This window comes from Paralysiella testudinis (assembly GCF_016894345.1).
In the GTDB taxonomy this organism is placed as follows: domain Bacteria; phylum Pseudomonadota; class Gammaproteobacteria; order Burkholderiales; family Neisseriaceae; genus Paralysiella; species Paralysiella testudinis.
In genome coordinates, this window is sequence record NZ_CP069798.1 from 2,379,316 (window position 1) to 2,404,531 (window position 25,216).

A 25,216-nucleotide genomic window follows, 5' to 3' on the forward strand; every position below is an offset into this window, starting at 1 on the left:
AATACACCTGCGATGCCCCGTACACTACTCAAAGATGAACATTGGACGAAGCTGTTACCTATTCTGCGTGATTTGGGTATTTATAGCAAACCCAATTTGCGCAGAATTCTTGAAGGCATACTTTACAGAATAAGAACCGGCATACCGTGGCGGGATTTGCCCGAGTATTTCGGCAAGTATCATACTGTTTATACCGCTTATAACCGTTGGTCAGAAAAAGGTATTTTTACTGCAATCTTGAAACAGCTCAGCCAAGAGAGTGACTTGGAGTGGGTAGCCATAGACGGCAGTTATATCCGTGCCCACCAACACTGCGCCTCAGCGCTCAGTACGCAAGAGGAACACGCAATCGGTATGAGCCGAGGCGGCAGAACCAGCAAGATTCATCTGGCTGTAGATGCTGCAGGCAATCCGGTTGAGGTTATCGTTACTGCGGGCAATATCCATGATGTCACCGTTGCACCGGAGCTGCTTGACAACATCAACCTTGCCGAAACTGAGTTGGTTAATGCGGACAAAGGTTACGATTCAGACCGGCTCAGGGAGCAAATAGAGCAAAGCGGTGCGAAAGCCAATATTCCCTATAAAAGCAATAGGGAAGAGAAAAATAAAGACATGGACTGGTATTTATATAAAATCAGGCATTTGGTAGAGAATGCCTTTTGCCGTTTGAAACATTTCCGAGCGATTGCCAGCCGTTACGATAAGCTGAAACGCAACTTCCACAGTACGGTTTTATTGGGGTGCATTGTGATGTGGTTACCTTTATGACAAGTAATTGTGAACAGACCCTAGAGTGCGTAATTTCAGTTAATAAATGCAACAAGCCCTAATGAAGCAGACAAAATGATAAGCGATATGATTTTAGAAAAGCCCAGAATGGAATTTATCCATGGCCTTTTAAACCAATATTAAACTTGCTGCATAATGAATAAAGGCTGCCTGAAACCGTTTCAGGCAGCCTTTTCAGCTGTTTGGCCACAACCAATCACAGCGCTTTCAAAATCGCCTCCACCGTGGCTTTGGCGTCGCCAAAGCACATTTGGCTATTTTCATTGAAAAACAGCGGATTGGGCACGCCGGCGTAGCCTGCATTCATTGAGCGCTTGAACACAATCACGTTTTGCGCTTCCCATACATGCAGCACCGGCATACCGGCAATCGGGCTGTTCGGATCAGTGGCGGCGGCCGGATTTACCGTGTCGTTGGCGCCAATCACCAGCACCACATCGGTATCGGCAAAGTCGTCATTGATTTCGTCCATTTCCAGCACGATGTCGTAAGGCACTTTGGCTTCGGCCAGCAGCACATTCATATGGCCGGGCAGGCGCCCTGCCACCGGATGGATGCCGAAACGCACGTTTACGCCTTGCTGGCGCAGGATGTCGGTGATTTCCGCCACCGCATTTTGCGCGTGCGCCACCGCCATACCATAGCCCGGCGTAATAATCACCGAAGAGGCGTTTTTGAGCATATCGGCCACATCGGCGGGCATGATTTCACGGTATTCGCCGCTTTCTTCTTCCGTGCTGGCGCTGCTGCTGCCATCGCTGCCAAAGCCGCCGGCAATCACCGAAATAAACGAGCGGTTCATGGCGCGGCACATAATATAGGACAAAATGGCACCGGAAGAGCCCACCAGCGCGCCGGTCACAATCAGCAAATCATTGCCCAGCATAAAGCCTGCCGCTGCCGCTGCCCAGCCGGAATAGGAGTTGAGCATCGACACCACCACCGGCATATCGGCGCCGCCAATGGCGGCCACCAAATGCCAGCCAAAGGCCAGCGCGATTAAGGTCATCAACAGCAAGGCAAAAGTGGCACCATCGGCAACCACAAACCAAAACAGCAGCAGCAGCGACACCACCAGCGCGGCCAGATTCAGCTTGTGCTTGTGCGGCAAAGCCAAGGGCTTGCTGGAAATTTTGCCGTTGAGTTTACCAAAGGCCACAATCGAGCCGGTAAAGGTAACCGCACCGATAAACACGCCCAGAAACACCTCCACCAAGTGGATGGTGTGCATATCGGCCGCCACATCGCCCGGCTCAAACAGGCTGTTGTAGCCCACCAGCACTGCGGCCAAGCCCACAAAGCTGTGCAGCAAAGCAATCAGCTCGGGCATTTGCGTCATCTCTACCTTGCGCGCCTTGTAAATGCCGATGGCGGCACCGGCTGCCATGGCAATCACAATCCAGCCAAAGCCGGATGCCGCATCGCTGAAAATGGTGGCCACCAGCGCAATGGCCATGCCCGCCATGCCGAAATAAACGCCGTTTTTGGCGCTTTCCTGCTTCGACAATCCGGCCAAGCTCAAAATAAACAATATCGCAGCCACGATGTATGCCGCCGTAACCATTCCTTGTGACATAAACGCCTCCCTTAACCTTTACGGAACATATTGAGCATGCGACGGGTAACGAAAAAACCGCCGAAAATATTGATGCTGGCAATCAGCACCGCCACAAACGCCAACAGCGTTACCCAGCCGTTGCCTTGGCCGATTTGCAGCAAAGCGCCCACCACAATAATGCCGGAAATGGCGTTGGTCACCGACATCAGCGGCGTGTGCAAGGAATGGGTAACATTCCATACCACGTAATAGCCCACCACACAGGCCAACACAAACACGATTAAATGGTTTAAAAACGCCGTGGGCGCATTGGCACCCAGCCATAAAAACAACAGCGCCGCCACGCCGGCCGGCAGCAGTTTTTTCCACAGAGGCAGCGGCTCAGCCGTTTTTTGCACCAGCGGCGCCGGTTTAGGCTTGGCTGCCGCTGCCGATACCTGAATCGGCGGCGGCGGATACATGGCATCACCTTGGTGCGCCACGGTCATATTGCGCACCACCGCATCATCAAAATCCAATGCCAGCACGCCGTCTTTGCCCGGCGTCATCAGCTTGGTGAGGTTCACCAAATTGGTGGCATACAACTGCGACGACTGCCCCGGCAAGCGGTTGACCAAATCGGTATAGCCAATCACCTTCACGCCGTTGTCGGTAATAAATTCGGCACCCGGCACTGTGTATTCGCAATTGCCGCCGGTGGCGGCGGCCAAATCCACAATTACCGAGCCCGGTTTCATGCTGTCCACCATCGCCTTGGTAATCAGTTTGGGCGCAGGCTTGCCCGGAATGGCGGCGGTGGTGATGATGATGTCCACTTGGCGCGCTTCATCGGCAAACAGCTTCATTTCGGCGGCAATAAACGCCTCGCTCATCACTTGAGCATAGCCGTCGCCACTGCCGCCTGCTTCGGTGGGAAAATCCAGCTTTAAAAACTGGCCGCCCATCGATTCGATTTGCTCGGCCACTTCTAGGCGGGTATCAAACGCCTTCACAATCGCGCCCAACTGCACCGCCGCACCAATGGCCGACAACCCGGCCACACCGGCGCCAATCACCAGTACTTCGGCCGGCGGCACCTTGCCCGCAGCGGTAATCTGGCCGGTGAAGAAACGGCCAAAAGCACTGGCTGCTTCCACCACCGCGCGGTAGCCGCTGATATTGGCCATCGACGACAAGGCATCCATCGCCTGCGCACGCGACATGCGCGGCACCATATCCATCGCCAGCACGGTAATCTGGCGCTCACGCAGCTTTTCAAGCAATTCCGGATTTTGCGCCGGCCACACAAAGCTAATCAACACCGTGCCTGCGGCAATGGCATTGATTTCCGCTTCAGTGGGCGCATTCACCTTATACACCGCTTCGCAAGCCCATACCGTGGCTGCATCCGCCACCGTAGCACCGGCGGCGGTATAGGCGCTGTCGTCCAAGCTCGCCGCCTTACCCGCCCCACTCTCTACCACCACCTCATGCCCCAGCTTCAGCAATTGCACCACCGTTCTGGGGGTGGCGGCCACCCGGGTTTCGCCGGGCAACGACTCTTTGGGAATACCAATCCTCATCTCTTTAATCCTTTCCGGGTTGCAATGCCAACAGCACGGCATGTATTTAAAATTGGAAACACCGATTCTAAACAAAATCAAACACAACACAATATTATTTTTCGATGAAACAACCTAATACGCTATTTTAATGCGCAAAATCAGCGCTACCGCGCCGCCAACCATCCTGTTTGCACTGCAACAAAAAGCAATATGGCGCCCAAGCCGAAAAAAGCGCAGCTTTATAAACATAAACCGCCATAAGAAAAGCCGCCGTAGCAAGACTATGGCGGCAGAATGGGCTGGCATTGTCAATTTTTGCGCTATGTGTTTCTAAAAACCGCCTATTTAGTCGGGAAACACAAACTCATCTATATCTAGCGAATTGCCAAGTTTCTAAGCCACCGGTACGGCGGGAAACGATATTGCGATTGAGCGGGTAACCCAATATCATTTCTAAGCCGCCTATTCGGCGGGAAACATTGGCCACTGTTGCCGATGATACCGCCGGGGTTTCTAAGCCGCCTATTCGGCGGGAAACTTAGCCGGAGCGGATTCGGCCATGGAAGCTGTTTTCTAAGCCGCCTATTCGGCGGGAAACTGAAGGCCAAGCAACGAACGGCGAAGGTTGAATTTCTAAGCCGCCTATTCGGCGGGAAACTTGCCAGACTTTTAAAGAGCGGCGCACGTTGTTTTCTAAGCCGCCTATTCGGCGGGAAACGCCGCGCCTTCGGTGTGCCGCCGCAATTGATTTTTCTAAGCCGCCTATTCGGCGGGAAACCGGCCGGCCGGTTTTTCGGTCGTTGACGTTTGTTTCTAAGCCGCCTATTCGGCGGGAAACATGGGTAAGGCTAAGTTGCTCGGGCTGGTGGTTTTCTAAGCCGCCTATTCGGCGGGAAACAAAGCAGAGCTGGTCATTAACAACCACGCTAATTTCTAAGCCGCCTATTCGGCGGGAAACCACTGAATATTGCCCGTGATTACTCATCTGATGTTTCTAAGCCGCCTATTCGGCGGGAAACTTTGGGGTAACGCTTTAATGCTTTCTTTTGTTTTTCTAAGCCGCCTATTCGGCGGGAAACGTGGACGTCATTGCACTACCGGAGGGCAGTGTTTTCTAAGCCGCCTATTCGGCGGGAAACCGTGAATTTATCGCCGGCACCCAGAGCGCGTTTTTCTAAGCCGCCTATTCGGCGGGAAACTTTTACCGGTGATACTGCCCGGTGGTTTAGTTTTCTAAGCCGCCTATTCGGCGGGAAACTACGTGTGTGCCTTGGATCTCACCTGTTGATTTTTCTAAGCCGCCTATTCGGCGGGAAACGGCCAAAATCAGTGCAACCAGTAGACCCGCAATTTCTAAGCCGCCTATTCGGCGGGAAACATAATTGCCGATATGCAGTGTATTACCCTGATTTTCTAAGCCGCCTATTCGGCGGGAAACGCGAACAAATGGCGGCACTGGCCAGCATCCAATTTCTAAGCCGCCTATTCGGCGGGAAACCTGGCCGCTGCCGGCTTGGTGGTGGTGCCGGATTTCTAAGCCGCCTATTCGGCGGGAAACACGGCGAAACCTCACCGCGCGTCTCTACCGCCTTTCTAAGCCGCCTATTCGGCGGGAAACACGGCATCGCTAAACCAACTCAGTGTCAAATTTTTCTAAGCCGCCTATTCGGCGGGAAACAATGAAATAATATCCCATATTGTCAATAATATTTTCTAAGCCGCCTATTCGGCGGGAAACAAATCAAATAGTGTATGCGTTGTAAAATCTTATTTCTAAGCCGCCTATTCGGCGGGAAACGGTGTCTTAACCGAAAAAGGAAATTACGAAATTTTCTAAGCCGCCTATTCGGCGGGAAACTAAGAAAACCCTGCGACATTGAAGCAGGCAAATTTCTAAGCCGCCTATTCGGCGGGAAACGCTACAGAAACATTGTTGATAGCTACGTTAGCTTTCTAAGCCGCCTATTCGGCGGGAAACTTTTCAGGCAGCCCTTGCGAGCCGCCCGGTATTTTCTAAGCCGCCTATTCGGCGGGAAACAATCAATCTGAGGCCATTCTGGGCTGGTTTATTTTCTAAGCCGCCTATTCGGCGGGAAACAACCAAAACCAATAAAACCATTTTGGATAATATTTCTAAGCCGCCTATTCGGCGGGAAACGTCCCTTTAATTTATCCCCGTTTCAGCCATCATTTCTAAGCCGCCTATTCGGCGGGAAACCTTCATGGTGTCGATTTCATCGCACAGCGCATTTTCTAAGCCGCCTATTCGGCGGGAAACATATTGCCTTTCATTTTATCGGCGTTCCGTTTTTTTCTAAGCCGCCTATTCGGCGGGAAACTTCGCTGGCTTTATCGGCAGCGGCGTTTACCATTTCTAAGCCGCCTATTCGGCGGGAAACTAAACACCAAAAGCGTTTGGGAAATCACTCTTTTTCTAAGCCGCCTATTCGGCGGGAAACATCCGGCATCGCCGTGCCCATCTCTTGCGTCTGTTTCTAAGCCGCCTATTCGGCGGGAAACATGCCATGCGCGGCGTTGTTTACGAGCCGGAATTTCTAAGCCGCCTATTCGGCGGGAAACAAGTAGAATGTACAGCAGACCTAAAAATTGTTTTTCTAAGCCGCCTATTCGGCGGGAAACTTCATGGATATAATTGATGCCTGTTTTTTTGCTTTCTAAGCCGCCTATTCGGCGGGAAACCCGGAGAGGGCGACAATGCGCCAATCGGTGGTTTTCTAAGCCGCCTATTCGGCGGGAAACATGCGCCCGGTAACATCTAAAAATTCATTTGTTTTCTAAGCCGCCTATTCGGCGGGAAACTGGTTTTTCAGGCTGTTGATTTGGCCGTTAAGTTTCTAAGCCGCCTATTCGGCGGGAAACTACAAATATGGTACATCATGCTGCCGTTTTAATTTCTAAGCCGCCTATTCGGCGGGAAACAAAATCCGATTGAATCGGGCGGTGCGGCAGGATTTCTAAGCCGCCTATTCGGCGGGAAACTTGCTGGGAGCCGACAATAGCCGCAATTCCTATTTTCTAAGCCGCCTATTCGGCGGGAAACTCTGATTGGATGTAACCGCCAAGCTCGCCAGCTTTCTAAGCCGCCTATTCGGCGGGAAACGGCGTGCTGTATCAAGACTGGGACATCAGCAATTTCTAAGCCGCCTATTCGGCGGGAAACGAATGCATCTACTCTGCTTAGCTGGCGTGGGTTTTCTAAGCCGCCTATTCGGCGGGAAACTGTACTGGCTTGATGCAGTCAATAAGCGTGTATTTCTAAGCCGCCTATTCGGCGGGAAACAAACGGCGGGGCGATGATTACCATGCCCTTTTTTTCTAAGCCGCCTATTCGGCGGGAAACTTATTCATGTTTAACCTCGTTAATGAGCTGCTTTTCTAAGCCGCCTATTCGGCGGGAAACATCGCCTTTCCATTTCACCCCGCGCGGGTGCATTTCTAAGCCGCCTATTCGGCGGGAAACGGTTAATAGAAAAAGCATTAAACGCGCCGTCATTTCTAAGCCGCCTATTCGGCGGGAAACGCCCAGCTTTTGCTGCTGCGATTTTGCCCGCTTTTCTAAGCCGCCTATTCGGCGGGAAACGTTTTCGGCGGTGGCTTGGCTGGCATAAAGGTTTTCTAAGCCGCCTATTCGGCGGGAAACTCTGGCATCTCAGCGCTAATGCGCTGCTCAATTTTCTAAGCCGCCTATTCGGCGGGAAACGTTGATGCCAGTGCGGATGTTCGCCAAAAAATTTTCTAAGCCGCCTATTCGGCGGGAAACATGCTGGCGGAGCTGGAGGATGCCGGCTTTTTTTTCTAAGCCGCCTATTCGGCGGGAAACGATTCGGTAAGCCGTTATGCGTTGGCGCGCTGTTTCTAAGCCGCCTATTCGGCGGGAAACTTACCCTACAAATAGATTATTGAATTCGCCTATTTCTAAGCCGCCTATTCGGCGGGAAACTCCTCTACTAACTTTTATCATACATGGTTATTTTTCTAAGCCGCCTATTCGGCGGGAAACCTGCTCATGGCGGCGGCCATTTCAGCCACGGTTTTCTAAGCCGCCTATTCGGCGGGAAACATGGCGACACCAAGCAGTTGTTGATGCCTATTTTTCTAAGCCGCCTATTCGGCGGGAAACTTGAATGCCATATAAACCAACGCTAGTCGGTATTTCTAAGCCGCCTATTCGGCGGGAAACAGTCGCTGCCACATTAAAAACCCGTATTACATTTTCTAAGCCGCCTATTCGGCGGGAAACTGCTTGCGTTAATTGAAAAGCGGAAAGCAGTGTTTCTAAGCCGCCTATTCGGCGGGAAACTTACCCTGCAAATAGCTTATTGAATTTGTCTATTTCTAAGCCGCCTATTCGGCGGGAAACATGGGGATATGGCGCAAGTTCCTCTCATTACATTTCTAAGCCGCCTATTCGGCGGGAAACTTGGCCGCACAAGCGCCGCTTCAGCGCTTGCATTTCTAAGCCGCCTATTCGGCGGGAAACTTCAGCAGTATTCAAGCCCTCGAAGCGCAAATTTTCTAAGCCGCCTATTCGGCGGGAAACGATGTATTACGGCAGTTGCAAGCGATGCAGGCTTTCTAAGCCGCCTATTCGGCGGGAAACTGCGCCGTGTGGGCGGTAAGCGGCAGGGTGTATTTCTAAGCCGCCTATTCGGCGGGAAACGCCGTCTTTTCACATTACGCCGCCATTATATTTTTCTAAGCCGCCTATTCGGCGGGAAACGGCTCGGGCACAGCTTGGAATTTATAGTAAGTTTTCTAAGCCGCCTATTCGGCGGGAAACTGTTTATGCAAAATAAAGGGAATCATGTTAGTTTTCTAAGCCGCCTATTCGGCGGGAAACGCCAAGTATTGATGCGGTCGATGGGTGATGATTTTCTAAGCCGCCTATTCGGCGGGAAACCATCTGATACTTGCGTTTCCAGTAGCTTTACCTTTCTAAGCCGCCTATTCGGCGGGAAACGGTAGTATGACCTACAAAGACCCTACATTTGATTTCTAAGCCGCCTATTCGGCGGGAAACTGTATTAGTTGCAAAGACCCTACACGCCAAAATTTCTAAGCCGCCTATTCGGCGGGAAACCCCGACTTAGCCCGCAGTTTGGCGGCGCAGGCTTTCTAAGCCGCCTATTCGGCGGGAAACTTGGGTTTCGGTCGCTGGGAAAGCTTCATCAATTTCTAAGCCGCCTATTCGGCGGGAAACGTAGGATAAAAAATATCCCGAATTTGCGGATATTTCTAAGCCGCCTATTCGGCGGGAAACGAAGATGGCATCGGTCGTGTGCTTGACTTGATTTTCTAAGCCGCCTATTCGGCGGGAAACTGAGCATCCATTTTATCCTTTCGGGATTAAATTTTCTAAGCCGCCTATTCGGCGGGAAACAACTTGATTTGTTGCAACTTCGATAATATGGATTTCTAAGCCGCCTATTCGGCGGGAAACAGACCACTGCGGATAAGGCATATCCGGGTCAATTTCTAAGCCGCCTATTCGGCGGGAAACTGTGGTTAATGAAGATGTCAAGAAAGAAAAGGTTTCTAAGCCGCCTATTCGGCGGGAAACTAATCGGTATGTTCAACCAGTTTTTTTGCCGTTTTCTAAGCCGCCTATTCGGCGGGAAACGTCCCTTTAATTTATCCCCGTTTCAGCCATCATTTCTAAGCCGCCTATTCGGCGGGAAACCTTAAGGCTAGCTATCCGCCGCAGTTGATTGATTTCTAAGCCGCCTATTCGGCGGGAAACTTGGCCAGCACGGCGGAAGTAGCCGAATGCATTTTCTAAGCCGCCTATTCGGCGGGAAACAGATGGCTGGTGGCTTTGATGGTGGCGATAAATTTCTAAGCCGCCTATTCGGCGGGAAACCGTAACAAGGACACCAAGCCTGTACTGAAGAATTTCTAAGCCGCCTATTCGGCGGGAAACTTTGTTTCGCCCGGGGTCGTTGTGCCGGGGGTTTTCTAAGCCGCCTATTCGGCGGGAAACATTGCTCAAGCTCCTACTCGCTCGGTTCTTGATTTCTAAGCCGCCTATTCGGCGGGAAACAGACCGCTGCCCCATTCTCGAATATTGAGTTTTTTCTAAGCCGCCTATTCGGCGGGAAACCACCCTTTACATAACCAATGTGCTGTTTGGTTTTTCTAAGCCGCCTATTCGGCGGGAAACTGTCCTTGGTAGTCCCCACCATCACCGCAGAATTTCTAAGCCGCCTATTCGGCGGGAAACCAGTCCAAAACGCTCTTGGCTGCTGGTGGGGTTTTCTAAGCCGCCTATTCGGCGGGAAACCTACGGGGTCGCTGGCCGCTGTGGCGGCCTGTTTTCTAAGCCGCCTATTCGGCGGGAAACGTTGGTTGATATTCATGATGCTTTCCTTTTATTTTCTAAGCCGCCTATTCGGCGGGAAACTGAAGTAGCGCGTTCTTTTTTTCAGCATAGTATTTCTAAGCCGCCTATTCGGCGGGAAACCTTTGTGCCGTTGCCGTTCCAAAGCATCATACTTTCTAAGCCGCCTATTCGGCGGGAAACTTCGGGCTCATCAATTCCCAAATGGTATGGTTTTTCTAAGCCGCCTATTCGGCGGGAAACGTTTTTGCGTAGTCGGCGGCCAATTTGGCGGTTTTCTAAGCCGCCTATTCGGCGGGAAACCGTTTAATCCGTCTGCGCCGCATCCGCCGATATTTCTAAGCCGCCTATTCGGCGGGAAACGTGTCGTCCACAATCACCCGCTTGCCCATAAATTTCTAAGCCGCCTATTCGGCGGGAAACGACGGACTTATCCAGTTTGTAAGGGCGTACAATTTCTAAGCCGCCTATTCGGCGGGAAACCTCAAATTGTCCACTTCATCGCCCAGCTTGTATTTCTAAGCCGCCTATTCGGCGGGAAACGATGCACAGGACGTTGGTGTTGCCGCTGTGTTTTTCTAAGCCGCCTATTCGGCGGGAAACGTACAGCGGCTCGGTATCGTTGCGCAGCACACTTTCTAAGCCGCCTATTCGGCGGGAAACGCACGCAAACGGGCATTGCTATTGCGGAAAATTTTCTAAGCCGCCTATTCGGCGGGAAACGTGGCTTCGCAACAGGCATGAAGGGGTTCGGTTTTCTAAGCCGCCTATTCGGCGGGAAACTTTTGCCGCCGTCTTTTTTTGCCCGCTGCGATTTTCTAAGCCGCCTATTCGGCGGGAAACTTTCAGAGCTTATGCGCCGTAAAGACCTTAAATTTCTAAGCCGCCTATTCGGCGGGAAACGCAGAGTGCGCCGCTACCGCCAAGGCGACAATTTTCTAAGCCGCCTATTCGGCGGGAAACTAAATCCAAGCGGTGCGTTTGGTTTTAATCTTTTTCTAAGCCGCCTATTCGGCGGGAAACAAAATGGCGGAGTTATCACCTCATCAAATGTATTTCTAAGCCGCCTATTCGGCGGGAAACGGGAATGGGACGATAGGAAGAGCGGAACAGTATTTCTAAGCCGCCTATTCGGCGGGAAACTAAATGACTTATCCGCTCGTCTATCCCATATTTTTCTAAGCCGCCTATTCGGCGGGAAACTTTTGAATTGCCGCGCGATTTCGTCGCTCTATTTTCTAAGCCGCCTATTCGGCGGGAAACGTGTAAGTTACCTGTTAGTTCATTGCTATCTTTTTCTAAGCCGCCTATTCGGCGGGAAACAACTACCTCACCGGCAGCATACCGTTTAAAACTTTCTAAGCCGCCTATTCGGCGGGAAACCAAATGTAGGAATTAAAGGTGTTGATAATCATTTTCTAAGCCGCCTATTCGGCGGGAAACTGCAATTCCCGGGCAGGGGTTTTCGTGCGGTTTTTCTAAGCCGCCTATTCGGCGGGAAACTGCAATTCCCGGGCAGGGGTTTTCGTGCGGTTTTTCTAAGCCGCCTATTCGGCGGGAAACAAGGGTTAAAGTCAAGGCGTTGCTGGTGTTCATTTCTAAGCCGCCTATTCGGCGGGAAACGACACCCAAACATACGAACGCGCCATTGTGATTTTCTAAGCCGCCTATTCGGCGGGAAACACTCAAACACTGGATGCCTCCGCGCCCCTTACTTTTCTAAGCCGCCTATTCGGCGGGAAACAAGCCGTATGCCAAATGCTGCGGGCGGATGACTTTCTAAGCCGCCTATTCGGCGGGAAACAGGGGCTTTGATTCGGGTTTTTCGGCGAGTGTTTTCTAAGCCGCCTATTCGGCGGGAAACGACAATGTGCTGATTCAGCGGCTGGTGGGCGACTTTCTAAGCCGCCTATTCGGCGGGAAACACTGTAGATGTTGACTTGATGCCCCAGAAAAATTTCTAAGCCGCCTATTCGGCGGGAAACTTGCAGCACATCAATGCGGTGGTGCGGATACATTTCTAAGCCGCCTATTCGGCGGGAAACTTCTTTTGAACGTAAAACTATGGGTAATGGCATTTCTAAGCCGCCTATTCGGCGGGAAACCTTTTTGTCTATGCTGGTGCCGCTTTGAAATTTTTCTAAGCCGCCTATTCGGCGGGAAACAACTCTACATTCTGTTCATTTGATGGAATAACTTTCTAAGCCGCCTATTCGGCGGGAAACATAAGGATAAGTTTGTTAAATTCTGACCATGATTTCTAAGCCGCCTATTCGGCGGGAAACAGTTTCTTTATCCTGACGCCCAAGGCGATATTTTTCTAAGCCGCCTATTCGGCGGGAAACTTCCTGCCGATGCCCTACAGATATTTTATATCTTTCTAAGCCGCCTATTCGGCGGGAAACGCTGGTGGGGCATCGCTGCGGGTCTTGTTAGTTTTCTAAGCCGCCTATTCGGCGGGAAACAGCGGAACTATACGGGTTGGCGTACCTGTACAATTTCTAAGCCGCCTATTCGGCGGGAAACGCGCGGTCGGGATTGGCGTCCTGATTTTACAATTTCTAAGCCGCCTATTCGGCGGGAAACATTCGTCGGTTTGTTGATGCGATGCCGGCGGTTTTCTAAGCCGCCTATTCGGCGGGAAACACAGAACCCTAACCGCAATCCCGACCAAACCATTTCTAAGCCGCCTATTCGGCGGGAAACTGCCACTAACGGCACTTGCCCCCAGCCTATAATTTCTAAGCCGCCTATTCGGCGGGAAACGCTGGTGGGGCATCGCTGCGGGTCTTGTTAGTTTTCTAAGCCGCCTATTCGGCGGGAAACTAGCGCAGTGTATGGCAGATTTGCTTCCTGCTCAAGTGCTTAAACACCAAATGCGCAAAAACCCCTTTTTTATTGATCATATTTAACTATTTGTTTTAAAAAATAATTTTTATTAAGATTAAAAAAGGGTTCGGGTTGATGCTGTTTGAAGGTTTGGTTTGATGGCCTAAAAACCACCAACATCATTAAACAAAGGCTGCCTGAAAGCCAAACTTCTGTGAAGCTTAAGCGTTCAGGCAGCCTTATGCTGCTGTTTGAGTTGTTTGATTAGTAAGAATCGCTGCCGGTTTTGCGCTGGATAAATTCGATTTTATAGCCGTCGGGGTCTTCAACAAAGGCAATCACGGTGGTGCCGTGTTTCATCGGCCCGGCTTCGCGGGTCACTTTGCCGCCTTTTTCGCGCACGGCAGTGCAAGCGGCGGCAGCATCGTCTACTTCAATGGCGATATGGCCGTAGCCGTTGCCCAAGTCGTAGCTGCCGGTGTCCCAGTTGTGGGTAAGCTCCAGCACGGTGGTGTCGGCTTCGCTGCCGTAGCCTACAAATGCCAAGGTAAAGCGGCCTTCGGGGTAATCTTTTTGGCGCAGTAATTTCATGCCCAAAACCTGTTGGTAAAACGCCAGTGAGCGATCCAAATCGCCCACGCGCAGCATGGTGTGTAGCAATCTCATGGTGTTGTCCTTTCTGTGGTCGGGTGGGTTGGGCTATGGCGGGTGCGTATCAAGGCCGACAAATCATAGCCTTGCGCTTGCGCTTGCTGCAAATAGGCTTGGTATACCGCGTCATCCATTTGTGGTGTGCGCGACAGCAGCCACAGATAGCGGCGGCTGGGCTCGCCCACCATGGCGGTTTGGTAATTGCTGTCGAGCGCCATAATCCAATAAGGCGCTTTGCCAAACGGCAGCCAGCGCAAGCCTTTGGGCAGGAAGGTGACACGCAAGCGGCTGTTGCTGCTGTCTTCGGCGCGCGCCAAGCCTTCAGTCTGATCCCAGCTGCCATCGGCTTGGCGGCAACGGTTGGTAACGGCAATGCTGCCGTTGTCGTTAACACGGTAATTTGCGCTCACATCGGCAACACATTGTGCTTGAAAACGCATGGGCAGGCGGGCGATTTCATACCACTGGCCGCTATAACGAGCCACATCCACTTGCGCCACGGTGCTTAAAGGGGTTTCGGCATAGGCAGGTAGATGGGCGAACGCTGCCAGCGCCAATACGGTGATGGTATTTTTAATCATGAGGCTTTCCTTTAGGATTATGCCAACACAAACAGGGCTTGACCGTGCTGGCGCAGCCATGTTTTGGCGGCTTGGGTGTGCGGAGTGTGGCGATTGACTAAGGCCCAGAACGCGGGGCTGTGGTTGGCATGGCTAAGGTGGCACAGCTCGTGTACGCACACATAATCCACCACCCACTCAGGGGCGCCAATCAGGCGCCAGTTTAGGCGGATGCCGGTGTGCGTGCGGCACACACCCCAAAAAGTGCGCGCCTTACTTAGGGCAATGGCCGCAGGCCGGTATTGCAGACGCTCGGCATGCTGTTGCAGCTGCGGCAGCAATACAGCTTGCGCTTGTGTATACAGATATTGGCGCAAATGCTGCTTGGCGGTTACCATATCGGCGGCGATGCTTTCAGGCAGCCTGAAGCCCTGTTGCGCTTGCCACAATGGCATGGCATCTTTATCGGCCACAATACGGCAAGGGTAAGATTCACCGCGATACCACAGGCTTTCAGGCAGCTTTGTGGCGCTTTGTGCACTACTTTGGTGCTGCAATTTCAGCAGCACCGCTTCATTGTTTTGCAGCCATTGCTGCCATTGTTTGGCGCTGATATAGGGCGGCACATTGATGCTGAGCACGCCATCCACACCGCTGCGCACGATGATATTTTTGCGGGCGCTGCGGCGCAAGGTGTAGTTGATGCGGGTGCCGCAGCGGGTTTGGTATTGCGCTTGCATTCAGCTGCGACTGATAACGGGAGTGGGTACTTGCGGCGGTTGCAAGGCAAACGGCCCCGCGCCTTGGATTTCGACCTGTTGCGCTTCAATCCAGTCTTCACACAAGCGGGTTAAGGCTTCGGCGCTGGGCGCGGCATCATAGGCAATCGGGGTGCCGATTACCACGGTAACGGTGCCCGGGTATTTTAAAAACGAATTGCGCGGCCAAAATTCGCCGCTGTTCAGCGCCACCGGCACCAAATCCATTTGCAGCAATTGCGCCATGCGCGCAGCACCGGCCTTGTAGCGGCCGCGATAGCCGGGCTTGATGCGGGTGCCTTCGGGGAAAATGGTAATCCACAGCCCTTCGGCCTTGCGCTTGCTGCCTTGCTCAACGATTTGCTGCGAGGCGCGTTGGGGGTTGCCGCGGTCGATGCCGATGGTGCGGGTGAGTTTCAGCCCCCAGCCGAAAAACGGAATTTTAAACAGCTCGCGTTTGGCCACAAATACCTGCAAGGGGAAAATTTTTTGCGTGGCCAGCGTTTCCCAGCCCGACTGGTGTTTGCAGCAAATTACCGAGGGCTTGGCCGGGATGTTTTCGCGGCCAATCACGCGGTATTTCAAGCCCACCACATGCTCCAGCAACCACAGCAATGTGAGCGCCCAAGCGGTGGTGGTTTTGTTCACCCCCATCGGCACCAGCATCGACAGCATCACCACCACAAAAAACGGCGGTGTAATCACCACCACCAACAGCCAATACGCCAAATTGCGCAACCACAACATGGGCTATGCTCCTTCTTCTTGCTGCACAAGGTATTGCGCAAACGCCAGCAAATCATCAAATACTTGGGTGTTTTCCGGCAATTCTTCGGTGCTCAGCGTTTGCTTGCCTTTGCCGGTGAGCACCAGCACCGGATGGCCGCCCGCGGCTTCGATGGCTTGCAAATCGCGCAAGCTGTCGCCCACCAGCCAAGTGTGTGCGGCGTCTCGGTTTAAGCGGTCGAAAATATCGGCAATCATGCCGGCCTTGGGTTTGCGGCAATCGCAATCGGCCGTGGCTTTGTGCGGGCAAAACCAGATGCCGTCGATGCGCCCGCCGGCTTTTTGCACGTGCTGGTGCATTTTGCCGTGGATGTCGTTTACGTCTTGCATGCTCAAGAGGCCGCGCCCCAAGCCGGATTGGTTGGCGGCCACCACCACGGTGTAGCCCGCTTGGGTGAGCAGCGCCACCGCATCCATGCTGCCCGCAATCGGCTGCCAGGCATCGGCGCTTTTCACCACCCCGCCCTCGTCCACCGGATTCAATACGCCGTCGCGATCCAGAATAATCAGCTTGTTGCCCGCCGTTGTTGTGCCCATACTTTCCCGCTTTCTTAAGCTGTGCCGCTCAAGCTGCCACGCCATTGCGCCAGCGCCGCATCAAACACCAAATCCAGCAAAGCTTGGTTGTCGGCGTTGTCGGCCACGTGGTAGAAGCTGGCCAAGGCGGGCGTGTTCAATGTGTTGACGTAGTCGTCCATAAAGCGGCCATAGCCTTCGTCTTCATCATCATAATAAAACAAGGTGAAGCGCAAGCCTTCCGGATTGAAATCGGTGTCTTCCAGCCCGCCAGCCATGTGCTGCATCACAAATTGCGCGCCGCTCATCTTGCCGGCTTTCAAATCCGCAACGGCTTCGGCGGCAGCCTCATCCCATTGCGGATTATACAGGCCGCGTTTCACCGCCCATGCCCAGTAAAAGCCCATATGGGTGGCTGCATGGTATACGCCCAAATCTTCCGGGTAGTCTTCTTCGGTGTGAAACACCACGTTGTCTAAGGTCATGCTTGGCACTCCGGAAAATAACATCGATTATTCGTTTAATAAGGCAATATCGGCCACGGCATTCATCTGCCGCGACAAAGCCCGCAACAAGGCCAAACGGTTGCGTTTGATGTCTTCATCATCCGCCATCACCATCACTTTATCGAAAAACGCATCTACTGTGGGTTTTACCGCCGCCAACACGCTTAAGGCTGCCTGAAAGTCTTTGTGCGCCAATGCTTGGTTGATTTGCGGCACCAAGCCTTGTGTGGCTTGGTATAAATCCTGCTCTTCCAGCTGTTGCAGCAAATTGGGGTTGATGTCGCCCAAGGGCAGTTCATTTTTCTTAAGGATATTGTGCACGCGCTTATTGGCCGCAGCCAGCGCCGCCGCTTCAGGCAGCCGCTTGAATGCGGCCACTGCCGCCAGCTTGGCGTTGATGTCACCCAAGTTTTGCGGCTGTTTGGCCAATACGGCGGCCACTTCGTCGTGGGCAAAGTCATTTTGCAGCAATACCGCCAAACGTGCCTGCATAAATTCGGCCACTTCGTCTACGGTATCGGCCGCCAGCTTGCCTTGGGGAAAGGTGTTGTAGGCTGCCTGAAGTAAGGGCGCCACGTCTAGGCCGTATTGCATCAACATGCGCAAGATGCCCAGTGCCGAGCGGCGCAAGGCGTAGGGGTCTTTGTCGCCGGAGGGAATCAGGCCGATGCCCCAAATGCCCACCAGCGTTTCCAGCTTGTCGGCCAATGCCACGGCGGCGGCGGTTTTGCTTTCGGGCAGCGCATCACCGGCAAAGCGCGGGCGGTAATGTTGTTCGATGGCTTCGGCCACAGCGGCGGTTTCGCCATCGTGCAGCGCATAATAGCGCCCCATCACGCCTTGTAATTCGGGGAATTCGCCCACCATTTCGGTGAGCAAATCGGCCTTGGCCAGCGCGGCGGCACGCAAGGTTTGCTGCGCATCGGCATCCAGCGCTTGGGCAATCACCACACTTAAATCACATAAGCGCGCCACCCGCTCGGCCTGGCTGCCCAGTTTATTGTGGTAGACCACGTTTTCCAGCTTGGGCAAGCGGCTCTCTAAGCTGGCTTTTTGGTCTTGCTTGTAGAAAAACTCGGCATCGCTTAAGCGTGCACGCAATACGCGCTCATTGCCGTGGATAATATAGCTGGGGTCGTCGGTTTGCAGGTTGGACACCAGCAAAAAGCGGTTCATCAGCTTGCCTTGGGCATCGAGCAGCGGAAAATATTTTTGGTTTTGCTGCATGGTGAGAATCAGGCATTCTTGCGGCACTTGCAAAAAGTGCGCCTCAAAACCGGCTTCCAGCACCGCCGGCCACTCTACCAATGCGGTTACTTCATCCAGCAGCGCCGCATCGGTGGCCACGCTGGCATTCAACGCCGCAGCCGCACGCGCCAAATCGCGCTCAATCAAGGCACGGCGGGCGGCAAAGCTGGCCATCACTTTGCCTTGTTCGGCCATTTGGCGCGGGTAGTCGTTGGCATCGGCAAAAACAATCTCACCTTGGCTTAGGAAACGGTGGCCCAGCGTCCAGTTTTGGCTTTGCAAACCCAACACGCTGCCTGAAACGGTATCGCCGCCGTGCAGCATCACCAAACCGTGCACCGGGCGCACAAAGGTGTGGCTGCTGCTGCCCCAGCGCATCACTTTGGGAATGGGCAGTTTTTTCACTGCTTGCGCCAAAATATCGCTGAGCAAGGCCGCCAGCGGCTGGCCGGGCTGGATAAATTGATGGGCATACACGTCTTGCTTGCCGTCGTGCACCGTGGTTAAGTCGGCCACACTCACGCCGCACGAGCGGGCAAAGCCTTCCAAAGCCTTGGTGGGCGCGCCGTCTTTCATGCCTGCGGCCACTGCCGGGCCTTTTTTGAGCACCTGCTGATCCGACTGTACCGCTTTCACGTTTTGCACCTGCACGGCCAAGCGGCGCGGCGCGGCATAAGCATGGTATTGCGGCTCGCCGTCAATCAGCTGCGCCTTGGCCAGCCCGGCCACCACGCCCTCAGCCAAGCTTTCGCCCAAGGTGTTTAAGGCTTTGGGCGGCAGTTCTTCGGTGCGCAGTTCGATAAGAAGGGTTTGGGTTGTCATGGTTGCTTTCGGTGTATTCATATCATTAAATGATTGCTTAAATCGGCTCAATTATTCTTTTCAGGCAGCCTGATGCAGCATATGCATTATCAGGCGAATCAGGGTTTCTTTTTGTTTGGGGTCAGACTCGGCCACCAATAAGGTGAGCGCCGCCAGCCCGGTATCGTTAATCACCGCTTGGCCTGCCGGATTCAGCAGCCTGCCGTTGCGGTGCAGAAAATCAACAAATAAAAATGCGCCGCTGCGTTTGTTGCCATCGGCAAAGGGGTGGTTTTTCACCACAAAATACAATAAGTGTGCGGCCTTGCTTTCTATGCTGGGATAAGCTTCTGCGCCGAATACGCTTTGCGCCAAATTGCCCAACAGCGCGGCCAGGCCGTCGCCGCGCTCGCGGGCAAATAAATCGGTGGCTTCGCCGCGCGCCATCAGTTGCCGCTTCAAAGCCGCCAACGCCGTGCGCGCCTGTGCTGCGGTGGGCAGCAAGCCGCCGTTTTCGCCTTTGGGTTCGTGTAACAAACCTTCATCGTATTGTTGCAACCACAAAAAAGTTTGCGTATAGCGGCTAACAATATCCACCAAGCCGCGGCCGCTGGCTAAAGTTAATTCCGGCGAAGCCGCTGTTTTGCGGATAAGCGCCAAGGCTTGCTCCAGCTCGGCGGCGTTTTGCTGCAAACGGGCGTGGTTGAGTACATAGCCTTGCAGCAGGTAGTCTTTTAAGCGTTGTGTTGCCCAGATGCGGAACTGGGTAGCATGTTTTGATTTAACCCGATAGCCCACTGAAATCACTGCATCCAAATTGTAATGTTTCAAGCGGCGCTTAACTTGACGCTTGCCTTCTGATTGAACTACCGAGAAATCCTCGGTAGTTGCTGCTTCATCCAGCTCATTTTCAATAAAGATGTTTTTTAGATGCAGGCTGATATTATCGCTGCCGGTGTCGAACAATACCGCCATTTGCGCCTGGGTCAACCACACGGTTTCCTGTCCAAAGCGCACGGCTACCTGCGTTTGCCCATCGGCGGTTTGGTAAATTTCAATCGGCTGGCTCATCGTCAATTCCACAATCTTTTCAGGCAGCCTGATGCATTTATAGTGAATTAAATTTGAACCAATACTGCGTTGGCTCGCCTTGCCGTACTACCTGTACTGTCTGCGGCTCGCCGCCTTGTCTTGATTCAAATTTAATCCACTATATTTCATCGCCATCAACAAAAGGCTGCCTGAAAACAGCTACGCCTGATTTTTAATCAGCGGAAACCCCAATTGCTCGCGGCTTTCCACGTATTTCTGCGCCACCAAGCGACTCAGCGCACGCACGCGGCCGATATAAGTAGCGCGCTCGGTCACGGAAATGGCACCGCGTGCATCCAAGAGGTTGAAGGTGTGCCCGGCTTTCAACACCAATTCATAGGCAGGCAAGGTGAGCGCGGCTTGTTCGGCTTCCAACAGGCGGCGGGCTTCGGCCTCGAAATGGTTAAATTGTTCCAACAGCCAGGCGGCATTGCTGTATTCAAAATTATAAGTGGATTGCTCCACTTCGTTTTGATGGTACACATCGCCATAGGTAACGGTTTGGCCGTCGGGCGTTTGCGCCCACACCAAGTCGTAAATATTCTCCACGCCTTGCAGATACATGGCCAAGCGCTCGATGCCGTAGGTGATTTCGCCCAGCACCGGGCTGCAATCCAAGCCGCCCACTTGTTGGAAATAAGTAAACTGGGTGACTTCCATGCCGTTGAGCCATACTTCCCAGCCCAAGCCCCAAGCGCCCAGCGTGGGATTTTCCCAGTCGTCTTCCACAAAACGGATGTCGTGGCGAGTGGGATCAATGCCCAGCGCCTGCAAAGAATCCAAATACAGCTCTTGGATATTGTCCGGCGCCGGCTTTAAGGCTACCTGAAACTGATAATAGTGCTGCAAGCGGTTGGGATTGTCGCCATAGCGGCCGTCTTTGGGGCGGCGGCTGGGCTGCACATAGGCGGCAAACCACGGCTCCGGCCCCAGTGCGCGCAAGCAGGTGGCCGGATGGCTGGTGCCCGCGCCCACTTCCAGATCAAACGGCTGCAACACCACACAGCCTTGTGCGGCCCAAAAGGTTTGTAATTTAAAAATGATTTCTTGAAAAGTCAGCATGGCAAGCGCATTCGCAATGGGGCAAATGCGCTATTCTACTGTGCCATGCCTAGGTTGAACAGCCGCCATAGCGCCAAAACAGCAGCATAACCGCCAATTTGATGCCAACAATACCCATGCATTGGGTATAATGGCGGGCGAATTTCAGTTCATTTATTCACAACACCAACAGCAAAACAGGGAGCAACACACGATGTACAAAGACGATGAAGACAACAGCCAACGCCTGGGCTTGATGGTTACCGGCATCATCACCGCCGCCGTGGTGGCTGCCGTGGTGGGCTTTGCCGTATGGGGCAACAGCGGCGATAGCAGCAACAGCAACACGGCCAGCGTGGCCGCCAGCGAAACCGTGGCCGTTGATGGCGACCGCGTGGTGGTGGAAAACGGCGTGGTTAAATTCTACTTTGCCACCGGCTCCAGCAACTTGGCTGCCGGTGCCAACGAAGCGCTGGCCGATGTAGTAAGCGGCGTGGCGCAAGGCAAAAAAGCCGTGGTATCGGGCTTTCACGACAGCACCGGCAATGCCCAAGTAAACGAAGAAGTATCTAAACAACGTGCATTGGCCGTGCGTGACGCCCTCACCGCCTTGGGCGTGGCGGCAGACAAAATCGAGCTGCGCAAGCCCGAAGTTACCGAAGGCAGCGGCAACAATGCCGAAGCCCGCCGTGTGGAAGTGGTGTTGGAATAAACCACCACACCCGCTGCACACCCAACCCCGCCACGGCGGGGTTTATCGTTTCAGGCAGCCTTGATAAGTTGATGCGCAACTTCAAAGTTAAATCCGATTAAAGCCATTGCTCTGTTGCCATGTTTATGAAACCATATGCAGCTTCTTTTGCTGCAAAGGCACATCATGTATCCGGGCGAACGCTTTAACGCCTATTCCCACCTATTCGGCACCGTGCTGGCCATTATCGGCACCGTGTTATTGCTGCTTCAATCTGCCCGCATCGGCAGTGCTGCTTTGATTGTGAGCGCGGCCATTTACGGTGCCAGCCTGATTTTGCTCTACGGCGGCTCCACCCTTTATCACAGCATCTGCAGCCCGCGCACCAAAGCAGTGTTGCAAAAATTCGACCACTGCGCCATTTATATCTTAATTGCCGGCAGCTATACCCCGTTTGCACTCAACACCCTGCCCGGCGCTTGGGGCTGGACTTTATTCGGCCTTTCGTGGGGGCTGGCGCTGTTTGGCATTGTGCAAGAGCTCACATTAGGGCGCAAAACCCGCTTATTGTCGCTGATTTTGTATGTTTTGATGGGCTGGCTGGTGTTGATTGCCATTTACCCCTTGGTACAAAGCTTGCCCCTGCCCGGCCTGCTGTGGCTGGTGGCCGGCGGTTTGGCCTACAGCATCGGCATTTACTGGTTTGTGAATGACGAAAAAATCGCCCACGGCCACGGTATTTGGCATATTTTTGTGCTGGCGGGCAGCATACTGCAATTTATTTGTGTGTATTTTTATGTACGTTAATCAAAGCAGCCATAGCAACCTAAGCCAACAAGTTTCTTGACGCTGCCCCTGATTTTGGTGTTTAATTACACTCTTATTGAAATACGCCGATTTGACACAGCTTGCGGGCGTTAAAACAGCTAAAGCGTGGGGAAGTTAATCCACTGCGGCGTCAGCGCCAACCCACTCTTTTATGCAAAAAGCCCATTTGTGTCTGCAAATGGGCTTTTTGTTTTATCTTGATTTGGGTTGATTATGATTGTTTTGGAGCAGGTTTCCAAACGCTACCGCCACCGCGACCAAGGTTGGTTTACGGCAGTGGAACCGTTGAGTTTACACATTAAAGCAGGTGAGATTTTCGGGCTGATGGGCTATTCTGGTGCCGGTAAATCCACCTTATTGCGCCTGATTAACCTATTGGAGCGCCCCGACAGCGGCAGCGTAAGCGTAGACGGGCAAACCCTCACCGCCTTAAGCGCACCCAGCTTGCGCCAGGCACGCCAACACATCGGCATGGTGTTTCAGCAATTCAATCTGCTGGCCAACCGCACCGTGGCGGCCAATGTGGCCTTTCCCTTGGAAGTGGCCGGCTGGCAGCGCAGCGATATCGAGCGGCGCGTGGCCGAATGTTTGGACATCGTGGGCTTAACCGACCGCGCCAACCACTACCCGGCGCAATTGTCCGGCGGGCAAAAACAACGCGTGGGCATTGCGCGGGCGCTGGCCGCCAGCCCCAAAGTGATTCTGGCCGATGAGCCCACCAGCGCACTCGATCCGGCCACCACCCGCAGCGTGCTCGAATGCCTGCTCGACATCAACCGCCGCTTTAATGTCACCATTGTAATTGTTACCCACGAAATGAGCGTCATCCGCCGCCTGTGCGATCGCGCCGCGCTGCTACACCAAGGCAAGCTGCTGGAAGTGATCGACGTGAAAGACAACCAAATTCACGCCCAATCGGCCATCGGCCAAGAGCTGGTGCAGGAGGATTAATATGGCAGAGACCACATTCACCCAAGCAGTGGCCAATATCGTGGCCATGAAAAGCGAAATTTTGCTGTCTTTGTGGCAAACCTTAATTATGGTGGGTTTATCCACCCTGTTTGCCACCTTGTTCGGCACCATATTGGGCATTTGTCTGTACGTGAGCGCCAATCCGCAATTGATGCCCAACCGCTTGGTCAACGCCATTGCCGAGAACACGGTTAATATCTTGCGCGCATTTCCGTTTGTGATTTTGATGATTGCGCTGATTCCGCTCACCCGCTTTATTGTGGGCACCACCATCGGCCCCGTGGCCGCCTCGCTGATTCTCACCGTGTCCGGCACCTTTTATTTTGCCCGCTTGGTGGAGCAAAACCTGCGCGAAGTGCCGCGCGGCATTATCGAAGCCGCCACCGCCATGGGCGCCAAACCCGGCACCATCATTATTAAAGTGCTGTTAAACGAAGCCCGCGCGGGCATGGTATCCAGCATCACCGTATTGGCCATCGGCCTTTTGTCTTACAGCGCCGCCGCAGGCATGATTGGCGGTGGCGGCTTGGGCGACTTGGCCATCCGCTACGGCTATTACCGCTACCAAACCGAAGTGATCGTGTTTATCGTGGCCATTTTGGTGCTGATGGTGGTTACCATCCAAAGCTTGGGTAACGCCCTGGCCCGCAAGCTCGATAAGCGCTAATTATTTCAGGCAGCCTTAAATTTAAACAGTCAAACACTTACACAACCCCTTATCAGGAGATAGCACATGCAACAAGCAACATGGCTCAAAACCGTTTCCGCCGGCCTATTAACATTGGCACTGGCTGCCTGCGGCGGCCAACAACAAGCGGCACCGGCCGCCTCTGAAGCCGCCGCTTCCGGCGCCGCCACTGCACCGGCCAAAACCGAAATCGTGTTCGGCACCACCGTGGGCGACTTTGGCGATATGGTGAAAGACCAAATCAAACCGGCGTTGGAGAAAAAAGGCTATAAAGTAAAACTGATTGAATTCACCGACTACGTGCGCCCCAACCTGGCACTGGCCGAAGGTGAAATCGACATCAACATCTTCCAACACAAGCCCTATTTAGACAACTTCAAAGCCGAGCACAAGCTGGACATCACCGAAGTATTCCAAGTACCCACCGCACCTTTGGGTATCTACCCGGGCAAACTGAAATCACTGGGTGAAGTCAAAGACGGCAGCAGCATGTCCGCCCCCAACGACCCTTCCAACTTCGCCCGCGCCTTGGTGATGCTGAACGAGCTGGGCTGGATTAAGTTGAAAGACAACATCAACCCGCTTACTGCCTCTAAAGCCGATATTGCCGAAAACACCAAAAACATCAAAATCGTTGAACTGGAAGCCGCCCAGCTGCCGCGTTCACGCGCCGATGTCGACTTTGCCGTGGTAAATGGCAACTACGCCATGTCTTCCGGCATGAAGCTCACTGAAACCCTGTTTCAAGAGCCCAGCTTCGCCTATGTAAACTGGTCTGCCGTGCGCAATGCGGACAAAGACAGCCAATGGGTTAAAGACGTGGCCGATGCCTACAATTCCGACGAATTCAAAGCCTACGCCCATACCCGCTTTGCCGGCTACAAATACCCCGCCGCTTGGGGTGAACAACCGGCTGCCGCCAGCGCCTCTGCCGCATCGGCACAGTAATACCCTTATGGTCGGGCGGTTCATCAGCATTGTGTGAACACGCCTGCCA

At 53.3% G+C, this 25,216-nt stretch carries 17 protein-coding genes, 1 pseudogene and 1 CRISPR repeat array; of the genes and pseudogenes, 6 read left to right on the plus strand and 12 right to left on the minus strand.

Going from position 1 to position 25,216, the window contains the following annotated elements:
- Positions 1–12: 12 nt before the first annotated feature.
- On the plus strand, positions 13–771 hold the full coding sequence (locus JQU52_RS12185; protein WP_230338748.1) for an IS5 family transposase: 759 nt from the start codon (positions 13–15) through the stop codon (positions 769–771).
- Between the two features lie 217 nt (positions 772–988).
- Here JQU52_RS12185 and pntB read toward each other — a convergent pair whose 3' ends face one another.
- From pntB to glyQ, 12 genes and pseudogenes are all read right to left on the minus strand, one after another.
- Positions 989–2,368, minus strand: coding sequence for a Re/Si-specific NAD(P)(+) transhydrogenase subunit beta (pntB, locus tag JQU52_RS12190; RefSeq protein WP_230338749.1), 1,380 nt, complete (start codon positions 2,366–2,368; stop codon positions 989–991).
- An 11-nt stretch (positions 2,369–2,379) separates the two neighbouring features.
- Positions 2,380–3,912, minus strand: a complete 1,533-nt coding sequence (locus JQU52_RS12195; protein ID WP_230338750.1) for a Re/Si-specific NAD(P)(+) transhydrogenase subunit alpha — start codon at positions 3,910–3,912, stop codon at positions 2,380–2,382.
- A gap of 372 nt (positions 3,913–4,284) precedes the next feature.
- Positions 4,285–13,078: a CRISPR direct-repeat array (repeat unit 28 nt; unit sequence TTTCTAAGCCGCCTATTCGGCGGGAAAC).
- A gap of 267 nt (positions 13,079–13,345) precedes the next feature.
- The gene (gloA, locus tag JQU52_RS12200) at positions 13,346–13,747 is read right to left on the minus strand and encodes a lactoylglutathione lyase (RefSeq protein ID WP_230338751.1); all 402 of its coding nucleotides are present in this window, start codon (positions 13,745–13,747) and stop codon (positions 13,346–13,348) included.
- Positions 13,744–14,313, minus strand: a complete 570-nt coding sequence (locus JQU52_RS12205; protein ID WP_230338752.1) for a lipocalin family protein — start codon at positions 14,311–14,313, stop codon at positions 13,744–13,746. The genes gloA and JQU52_RS12205 overlap by 4 nt, the downstream gene beginning before the upstream one ends.
- A gap of 17 nt (positions 14,314–14,330) precedes the next feature.
- Positions 14,331–15,032 carry a M48 family metallopeptidase gene (locus JQU52_RS12210; protein ID WP_230338753.1) on the minus strand — a complete coding sequence of 234 codons (702 nt, stop codon included), beginning with the start codon at positions 15,030–15,032 and terminating at the stop codon, positions 14,331–14,333.
- Positions 15,033–15,797, minus strand: coding sequence for a lysophospholipid acyltransferase family protein (locus JQU52_RS12215; RefSeq protein ID WP_230338754.1), 765 nt, complete (start codon positions 15,795–15,797; stop codon positions 15,033–15,035).
- 3 nt (positions 15,798–15,800) lie between these two features.
- Positions 15,801–16,373: a D-glycero-beta-D-manno-heptose 1,7-bisphosphate 7-phosphatase gene (gene gmhB / locus JQU52_RS12220; protein ID WP_230338755.1), complete on the minus strand. Its 573-nt coding sequence runs from the start codon at positions 16,371–16,373 to the stop codon at positions 15,801–15,803.
- A 14-nt stretch (positions 16,374–16,387) separates the two neighbouring features.
- Positions 16,388–16,837 (minus strand): DUF7832 domain-containing protein, encoded by a 450-nt coding sequence (locus JQU52_RS12225; RefSeq protein ID WP_230338756.1) that lies wholly within the window; start codon positions 16,835–16,837, stop codon positions 16,388–16,390.
- A gap of 27 nt (positions 16,838–16,864) precedes the next feature.
- A complete protein-coding gene (gene glyS / locus JQU52_RS12230; protein WP_230338757.1) occupies positions 16,865–18,928 on the minus strand; it encodes a glycine--tRNA ligase subunit beta in 2,064 nt (687 codons plus the stop codon).
- 60 nt (positions 18,929–18,988) lie between these two features.
- Entirely contained in the window at positions 18,989–19,978 is a 990-nt protein-coding gene (gene rhuM / locus JQU52_RS12235; RefSeq protein ID WP_230338758.1) for a virulence protein RhuM/Fic/DOC family protein, read from the minus strand.
- A 40-nt stretch (positions 19,979–20,018) separates the two neighbouring features.
- A pseudogene (locus tag JQU52_RS12240) lies at positions 20,019–20,137 on the minus strand (IS5/IS1182 family transposase); the annotation flags it as partial.
- A 21-nt stretch (positions 20,138–20,158) separates the two neighbouring features.
- On the minus strand, positions 20,159–21,061 hold the full coding sequence (gene glyQ / locus JQU52_RS12245) for a glycine--tRNA ligase subunit alpha (protein WP_230338759.1): 903 nt from the start codon (positions 21,059–21,061) through the stop codon (positions 20,159–20,161).
- A 193-nt stretch (positions 21,062–21,254) separates the two neighbouring features.
- Between glyQ and JQU52_RS12250 the strand changes: the two genes are divergently transcribed.
- The 5 genes from JQU52_RS12250 to JQU52_RS12270 all read left to right on the plus strand — a co-directional run bounded on the left by JQU52_RS12250 (position 21,255) and on the right by JQU52_RS12270 (position 25,167).
- The gene (locus JQU52_RS12250; RefSeq protein WP_230338760.1) at positions 21,255–21,752 is read left to right on the plus strand and encodes an OmpA family protein; all 498 of its coding nucleotides are present in this window, start codon (positions 21,255–21,257) and stop codon (positions 21,750–21,752) included.
- A 165-nt stretch (positions 21,753–21,917) separates the two neighbouring features.
- Entirely contained in the window at positions 21,918–22,538 is a 621-nt protein-coding gene (gene trhA, locus JQU52_RS12255; protein WP_230338761.1) for a PAQR family membrane homeostasis protein TrhA, read from the plus strand.
- A 234-nt stretch (positions 22,539–22,772) separates the two neighbouring features.
- Positions 22,773–23,510, plus strand: coding sequence for a methionine ABC transporter ATP-binding protein (locus tag JQU52_RS12260; RefSeq protein ID WP_230338762.1), 738 nt, complete (start codon positions 22,773–22,775; stop codon positions 23,508–23,510).
- A gap of 1 nt (position 23,511) precedes the next feature.
- Positions 23,512–24,198 (plus strand): methionine ABC transporter permease, encoded by a 687-nt coding sequence (locus JQU52_RS12265; protein ID WP_230338763.1) that lies wholly within the window; start codon positions 23,512–23,514, stop codon positions 24,196–24,198.
- Positions 24,199–24,264: 66 nt separating this feature from the next.
- Complete coding sequence (locus tag JQU52_RS12270; protein WP_230338764.1) at positions 24,265–25,167, plus strand: MetQ/NlpA family ABC transporter substrate-binding protein; 903 nt, start codon at positions 24,265–24,267, stop codon at positions 25,165–25,167.
- Positions 25,168–25,216 lie beyond the last annotated feature (49 nt).

Bases quoted from the DNA above. Each gene is read 5' to 3' on its own strand.
- rhuM (WP_230338758.1), bottom strand. From the start codon at position 19,978: ATGAGCCAGCCGATTGAAATTTACCAAACCGCCGATGGGCAAACGCAG.
- gmhB (WP_230338755.1), bottom strand. From the start codon at position 16,373: ATGGGCACAACAACGGCGGGCAACAAGCTGATTATTCTGGATCGCGAC.
- JQU52_RS12195 (WP_230338750.1), bottom strand. From the start codon at position 3,912: ATGAGGATTGGTATTCCCAAAGAGTCGTTGCCCGGCGAAACCCGGGTG.
- JQU52_RS12265 (WP_230338763.1), top strand. From the start codon at position 23,512: ATGGCAGAGACCACATTCACCCAAGCAGTGGCCAATATCGTGGCCATG.
- JQU52_RS12210 (WP_230338753.1), bottom strand. From the start codon at position 15,032: ATGCAAGCGCAATACCAAACCCGCTGCGGCACCCGCATCAACTACACC.
- glyQ (WP_230338759.1), bottom strand. From the start codon at position 21,061: ATGCTGACTTTTCAAGAAATCATTTTTAAATTACAAACCTTTTGGGCC.
- JQU52_RS12270 (WP_230338764.1), top strand. From the start codon at position 24,265: ATGCAACAAGCAACATGGCTCAAAACCGTTTCCGCCGGCCTATTAACA.
- JQU52_RS12205 (WP_230338752.1), bottom strand. From the start codon at position 14,313: ATGATTAAAAATACCATCACCGTATTGGCGCTGGCAGCGTTCGCCCAT.
- JQU52_RS12185 (WP_230338748.1), top strand. From the start codon at position 13: ATGCCCCGTACACTACTCAAAGATGAACATTGGACGAAGCTGTTACCT.
- trhA (WP_230338761.1), top strand. From the start codon at position 21,918: ATGTATCCGGGCGAACGCTTTAACGCCTATTCCCACCTATTCGGCACC.
- glyS (WP_230338757.1), bottom strand. From the start codon at position 18,928: ATGACAACCCAAACCCTTCTTATCGAACTGCGCACCGAAGAACTGCCG.
- JQU52_RS12215 (WP_230338754.1), bottom strand. From the start codon at position 15,797: ATGTTGTGGTTGCGCAATTTGGCGTATTGGCTGTTGGTGGTGGTGATT.
- pntB (WP_230338749.1), bottom strand. From the start codon at position 2,368: ATGTCACAAGGAATGGTTACGGCGGCATACATCGTGGCTGCGATATTG.
- JQU52_RS12260 (WP_230338762.1), top strand. From the start codon at position 22,773: ATGATTGTTTTGGAGCAGGTTTCCAAACGCTACCGCCACCGCGACCAA.
- JQU52_RS12250 (WP_230338760.1), top strand. From the start codon at position 21,255: ATGTACAAAGACGATGAAGACAACAGCCAACGCCTGGGCTTGATGGTT.
- JQU52_RS12225 (WP_230338756.1), bottom strand. From the start codon at position 16,837: ATGACCTTAGACAACGTGGTGTTTCACACCGAAGAAGACTACCCGGAA.
- gloA (WP_230338751.1), bottom strand. From the start codon at position 13,747: ATGAGATTGCTACACACCATGCTGCGCGTGGGCGATTTGGATCGCTCA.